Annotated in this window: 3 protein-coding genes and 1 pseudogene; 1 reads left to right on the forward strand and 3 read right to left on the reverse strand. The window is 68.5% G+C overall.

The genetic code is table 11. The features are described 5' to 3' along the window. Window positions 1-51: 51 nt before the first annotated feature. Window positions 52-830 (forward strand): annotated as a pseudogene (locus tag DRV84_RS14840) (transposase); the annotation flags it as partial. A 231-nt stretch (window positions 831-1061) separates the two neighbouring features. On the opposite strand, the gene DRV84_RS14845 reads toward DRV84_RS14840, so the two are convergent. From DRV84_RS14845 to DRV84_RS14855, 3 genes are read right to left on the reverse strand one after another with little or no spacing between them, the layout of a single operon-like run. Then, on the reverse strand, window positions 1062-3371 hold the full coding sequence (locus DRV84_RS14845; protein WP_115982079.1) for a sulfatase-like hydrolase/transferase: 2310 nt from the start codon (window positions 3369-3371) through the stop codon (window positions 1062-1064). Next, window positions 3371-4150: a hypothetical protein gene (locus DRV84_RS14850; RefSeq protein WP_115982081.1), complete on the reverse strand. Its 780-nt coding sequence runs from the start codon at window positions 4148-4150 to the stop codon at window positions 3371-3373. Before DRV84_RS14850 ends, DRV84_RS14845 begins: the two co-directional genes overlap by 1 nt. A gap of 37 nt (window positions 4151-4187) precedes the next feature. Beyond that, window positions 4188-5573: a hypothetical protein gene (locus DRV84_RS14855; RefSeq protein ID WP_115982083.1), complete on the reverse strand. Its 1386-nt coding sequence runs from the start codon at window positions 5571-5573 to the stop codon at window positions 4188-4190. Window positions 5574-5645: the final 72 nt, after the last annotated feature.

Raw genomic sequence — 5645 nt, forward strand, 5'->3', positions numbered from 1 at the left:
CGGGCTTGCGCGGCCGCATCGGCGGCCGCGGTCCCGCCTCATCTCCCCTAGGGCAAGAAGGAACTCGTCGGCTTCCAGGTCGGTGTGCGCGAGAGCGCGCGAGACGCCGGCGCGAGCTTCTGGTCGACATCAAGGCCCGCGGCCTCGAGGTGCCGCCCGAGATCGCCGTGGGCGACGGCGCCATGGGCTTTTGGAAAGCGCTCGACGAGGTCTTCCCGGGCACGCGTCACCAGCGCTGCTGGGTTCACAAGACCTCGAACGTGCTGAACAAGGTCCCGAAATCCATGCACCCGGCGGTGAAGGCCGACTTCCGGGACATCTGGCAGGCCGAGACCCGCGCCGCCGCCGAGGCGGCCCTGGACACCTTCGCCGAGAGTTGGAGGGATCAGGGTTTGATCCAGTGGATCAAACCCCCCGACAACGGGACGAAGTACGAGAAGGCCGTGACGTGCCAGACCAAGGACCGTGACGCGCTGCTGGCGTTCTATGCCTTCCCGGCCGACTACTGGGACCACCTGCGCACCGTTCGGGGCTCAAACGCGCCACAGGCGCGTTTGCGGGACGCCCCTCACCCCGATCGAGAGCGTGCGGGCCGGGCCTCGAACCCGTGGCGGCCACGGCCCTCACTCGCCACCGTCAGGCACCGAACGGTCCGGACCAAGGGCGCGCTGTCGCAGAGGACGGCGAAGCTCATGGTCTTCAAGCTCGGTCAGTCCGCCGCGAAGACGTGGCGCCGCCTGAAGGGCGCGAGCCAGTTGCCTCAGGTCATCGAAGGCGTCACATTCACCGACGGCTTCGCCACGCGCGACACCGAAACCCGCGCCGCCTGATCAGGCCGCGTCACCCAGGTTCGGGCATAGCTCGCACCGTCGGCACCTTCACCTCATCTTGTTCATCGAAATCGGGGGCAAACAGCACTTCAGNGCACCGTCGGCACCTTCACCTCATCTTGTTCATCGAAATCGGGGGCAAACAGCACTTCAGACCACGTCCGCTTTGGGGCTGGGAGCGGTCATTCGCCAGGAATCGCAAGAATTACCGCTCCGGGCCGTCGCCCCCACTCACACCAGCTGCGCCCTCACGTCCACTTCCTCGGCCACGCCCTCGATCTCTACGATCCCGAGGCCCAACCGTAGCCTCCAGACGCCGCCCCCGATCTCCTGAACCTGCGGCTCCCCCGGCCAGCCCGACAGGTCGTAGACTTGATCCGCGTCCCAGCCCTTGATCACGCAAACACCGCCCCACGCGATGACGAAGCGCTTGGCGCCGGGGCCAGCCTCGATACGGGTGACTCCGGTGCCGACATGGACCTCGTGCGCGTCCTCGCCCAGCTCCACACTGTTCCTGCCCGGGCCCGGGGCGATGGTGGAGGCGCCTTCGCCGTCATGGATCACATCGTTGCCGTGGCCGCCATGGATGTGGTTGCGCCCGGTATGCCCGTGGATCACGTCATCGCCGGTGCCGCCGTCGAGCGTGTCGCGGCCCGGCCCCCCATGCAGCGTGTCGTTGCCGGCTTCGCCGAAAAAGGCGTGGCGGCGGTTGGCCTGTTTCGCGCGGGCGATCATCAGGTCGTTGCCGCCGCCGCCGTAAAAGGTCGCCGCGCCGTGCTTGGGCCCGATCATGACGTCGTCGCCATTGCTGCCCCTCAGGTCGATCTCGACCCGCTCGGAGGTTTCGAACTCGATCGGGCTGTCGGGATGGGCGACGATGCGCAGCGGTTTGCCCCCGGCGCGGGCGCCGTCGCGGTCGGCCTCGTCCTCGCGGCGCGAGACGACGGTGGCGATGCGGATCTTTTCCACATGCGGGGGGCAGTGCAGCACGTAGTCATCGGGGCCGGCCATGTACCACAGCGTGTCGGTGCCGCCGTCCTTGTCCTCGCGGATCTTCTCGGCGTCCGAGCCGTAGGCCCAGTAGTCGGTATCACCGCGCCCGCCGGCCAGGATGACTGAGCCGTCGACCGCCATCATCGCGTTGACCCCCTCGGCGGGGTTTTCCGCGCCGCGCAGGTCGAGGCCGAGGTGCAGCGCGCCCTTTACCAGTTCGCCGCGCAGGAAATCCATCGGCGCGCTGTCCACCAAGTTCTTGGTCTCGCCGGGATCAGCGACGATGTCGTAGACATGCTCCTCGCCGTTGGGATAGCGGAAATAGCGCAGATGCTCGTAGCCCTCGACCGAGGGCCGCACGCTGAGCGTGCCGAAAACACAGGTGACGGGCGACCATTGCCGGTCATACTGACCGAAGCCTTCGCCGATCAGCGGCAGGAGCGATTGTCCGCTGGTCCAGTCGGGCCGCGGCGGCAGGTCGGCGAGATCCATGATCGTTCTGGGGATATTGTGCAGGCTGACGGGCAGGTCGATCTCGCTTCCCTCGTCCATCGACGCGTGCCAGATGCCCAGCGGGATATGGGCGGCCGAGTCCCATTGCGACATCTTGTGGAAGCTGTCGTGGTTGCCGAGGTTGAAGCCGTTGTCGGAGAAGAAGATGACGGTGGTGTCGGGCCCGAGGGCCGAAGCCTCGAGCGCGTCGAGGAAGCGGCCAAGTTCGTGATCCATGTGGGAAATGGCGGCGAAATAGCCGCGCACGACCTGACGCCAGGCCGCGTCGCCGGCCTTTTCCGGGGTCCAGGGCCCGTTGGCGATGTAGGCGGCCTCGTAGACGGCGAAACCGGGCTGGGGGCCGTGGTAGTCATCCGCGTGCGCGATATCGGGCCAGCGAATCTGCGCCGGGTCGTACTGCGCGTAGAAGCGGTCGGGGCACACTAGGTTGTAGTGCGGGTGCTTGAAGCCGAGCTGGATGAGGTGGCGCCGTGCGGGGTTGGCGCGGCCCAGAAAGTCGATCGCGTTCTGCGCGACATGGAAGTCGTAGAAGCGGTTGTCCTGGCTGCCGTCATCTTCGGGGTGGTTCACGCCCTTGATGCCCGGCCCGCGGTCGAGGTAGCTTTGCACGCCCCGGCGGCGGCCCTGATCTTTGGCCTCCGGTTCCTCGTGGAACAGGATGCGGCGGTAGGCTTCGGGCATCGGCTTGTAGTTGCTGTCCACCTTGCCGGTGGTGAAGGTGTGCCAACCGGCCCGGCGCAGGTCGTATTGCCACGCCTTTTCCGGGCGGTAGACGTCGCGCCAGAAGCGGTTGAGATCGACGAGGCCGGAGCGGAAGGGGCTGATCCCCGTCGCCAGTTCCGCGCGGCACGGCGCGCAAAGCGGGACGGTCGCGTAAGCGTTGGTGAAGCGCGCGGCGCGCGCCATGAACCGATCGAGGTTGGGGGTCTTGATCTCGATGCCGAAGCTGTTCCGCCACGTGAAGACGTCGATTAGGTCATCGACCCAGATGACGCAGATATGGCCACCCGCGATGCTCTCCGGTGTAACGGGCATCAGCCGTCCTCCGCCCAGAGCTGGAAGCGGCGCATCGCGGTCAGCGCCGCGCGGTCCGTGGCGTCCGCGGGCATCAGCAGCGCGCGCCGGGGCCAGAGCAGGAGATCGGCGATGATCGCGCCGCCGAGCGTCTTGGCGAGGCCGGGGCGCTGGTTGCGGCAGCCGATGAAGAGACTGGCTGCGCCGCTCAGCACTGGGGCGCCAGCCTGGACCTCGGACCGCGCGCCGCCCATCACTTCGACGGCGAGCCGTTCGCCCGCAAGCGAGACGATCACCAGCCGTGGCGCGTCGGCCGGCGGGACAGGGAGCGTGACCTCGACCAGTGCCTTGTCGTCCTTGACGGTCACGACGCCATCGGCCTCGGAGAGGAAGAGGTAGTTCTCGCTAGGTAACTTCCGAGTCGCGCCGCCGGTGTTGAAGGTGACGACCGTCTTCGCGTCCCCGCCCGGGGGCGGCAGGTAGCGCGCCGCAAACGTAAGGGTGCCTGCGGTGGTGGCGACCTCCTCGATCACGAAGCCGCAATGCAGGCCGTCGCGACATTGCAGTCCGGTCAGGTCGCCCGCCGCGCCGAGGCGCGCGTTGCCGGTGTTGGGCGAGGTCGGGCGCGCGACGCGGGGTCCCAGCTTAGCGCCCCAGCCCGTCACCGCGCCGGCCCCGTCCGTGATCAGCTCGGATCCCGCAAACCAGAGCGCCCCCGTGGGGGCGAGATCACCGGCCAGAATCTCCCCCGTTCCGTCGCAGAGCGCGCCGGGTGGCAAGCGGTCTGGCAGCTCAAGCATTGCGCCCCTCCGTCACGGGCAGACTCGCGGGCAACGCCTAGCGATGCAGCGTCGTGCCGGTGCGGCTGTCCATGCGCCAGTCGTCGCGCAGGCCGCCGGGCACGCCCACGGCATAGGAAAGGCGGAGGTTGGGCCCTTCGGGCGGGCCGTCGCACCGAACGAGCACGGCCTGCGGGTCATCGTCAGCGATGCCGACGCCGGTGATGCTAGCGCCCGCTTCGTCGCTGGTCAGGGCAAAGCCCGAGGGCGCGTCGCCATCGAGCACGAGCGGCCCCTCGCCTTGTGCGGTGACGCGGATCGTCGCGCGGTCGCCGGTCTCTCGCTCGGCGAGAAACAGGGTGGGGCAGCGCCACTCAGCGCCCGCGGCGATGGCGGCGGCGGTCATTTCGGCCATCTGGCGGCGCGCTGCGTCGGTCGGCCGGTCGTAGCGGTCGCGGGCGAACATGTAGGACGGGACTGAGTAGACCAGGCGATGTTCGCCACGGTTCCAAGCAAGCTCCCATTGGCCGTCGAGCGGGGCGGAGGCTTCGGCCTCCAGCCCCGCTTCGAACCGGGCGACGAACAGGGGCTTTTCGAAGCCGAGCGTGCCGAGCGCCTCCTCGATCCGGGTCATCGTCGCAAGCATCCCGTCGCGATAGGCCACGGCGTCGCCGGTGACGTGCTCGAGCGCGTAATCGAGGCAGACGGCGGGAATCCTGGCGCGCTTGCCCATGCGGGCGGCGGCGACCTTGAGGTTGCGGGCCGCCGTCGCGAGGTTCCGGGCCGCGCACCCCGTGGCGAGATCGGTCGCGCTGGCCGTGTTGTCCGTTTCGACTCGCGCAACAATCAGCGGCAGCGGCTCGAATTTTTCCATCTGCCAGTCGAGGATCACTTCTCCCACCAGGGCCTCGTGCGTGCATTCGCGCAGCGGCTCCAGCCGGTCGGTTTCGGGGGCGGGTTCGATGCCTGCCATGCCGACCGCGCCGATATCGTCCTCAGGGCCGACGACATGGTGCGGGTAAAGGGGGGCGCCCCGTGTCGCGAGGGCGGCGCTGGGGCCACCGAGGCCCAGAATGCCGAGCACCGCGCCGGGGCCGTCGCCAAGGACCGCGCCGCCATCCACGTGGCGGCGGAAGCCGCGCACGCCCTGCGCGCCCGGCATCCGCGCGGTGAAGCGGAGCCAATCGCCATCTCGCACGATACCCCAAGCGTCGATCCCGTCGAGCAGAGCATCGTTATCCGCTGTTTCCGGCCCGGCATCAATATTGCCGCCCGCGGCAGAGGTCTCGTGCCCCAGCCGAAGGGCGATATCGGCAATAACCCGATCAGACAGCCGCATGACGAGGCCGGTGGGGTCGTAGCGGATCAAGTCGCCGTTCTGCGCGCGTACGACCACGCCGTGGCGCGTGACGGGCGTGTCGTCCGTGTCTGTCTCGTCGCTCACCTGTCCCTCCGGTTCTGCCATCCCACGTTAGCCCGGCGGCCTGCTGGCGTCACGCCTCCTTCAGGTCGAATT

The organism is Rhodosalinus sediminis (genome assembly GCF_003385555.1).
In the GTDB taxonomy this organism is placed as follows: Bacteria; Pseudomonadota; Alphaproteobacteria; order Rhodobacterales; family Rhodobacteraceae; genus Rhodosalinus; species Rhodosalinus sediminis.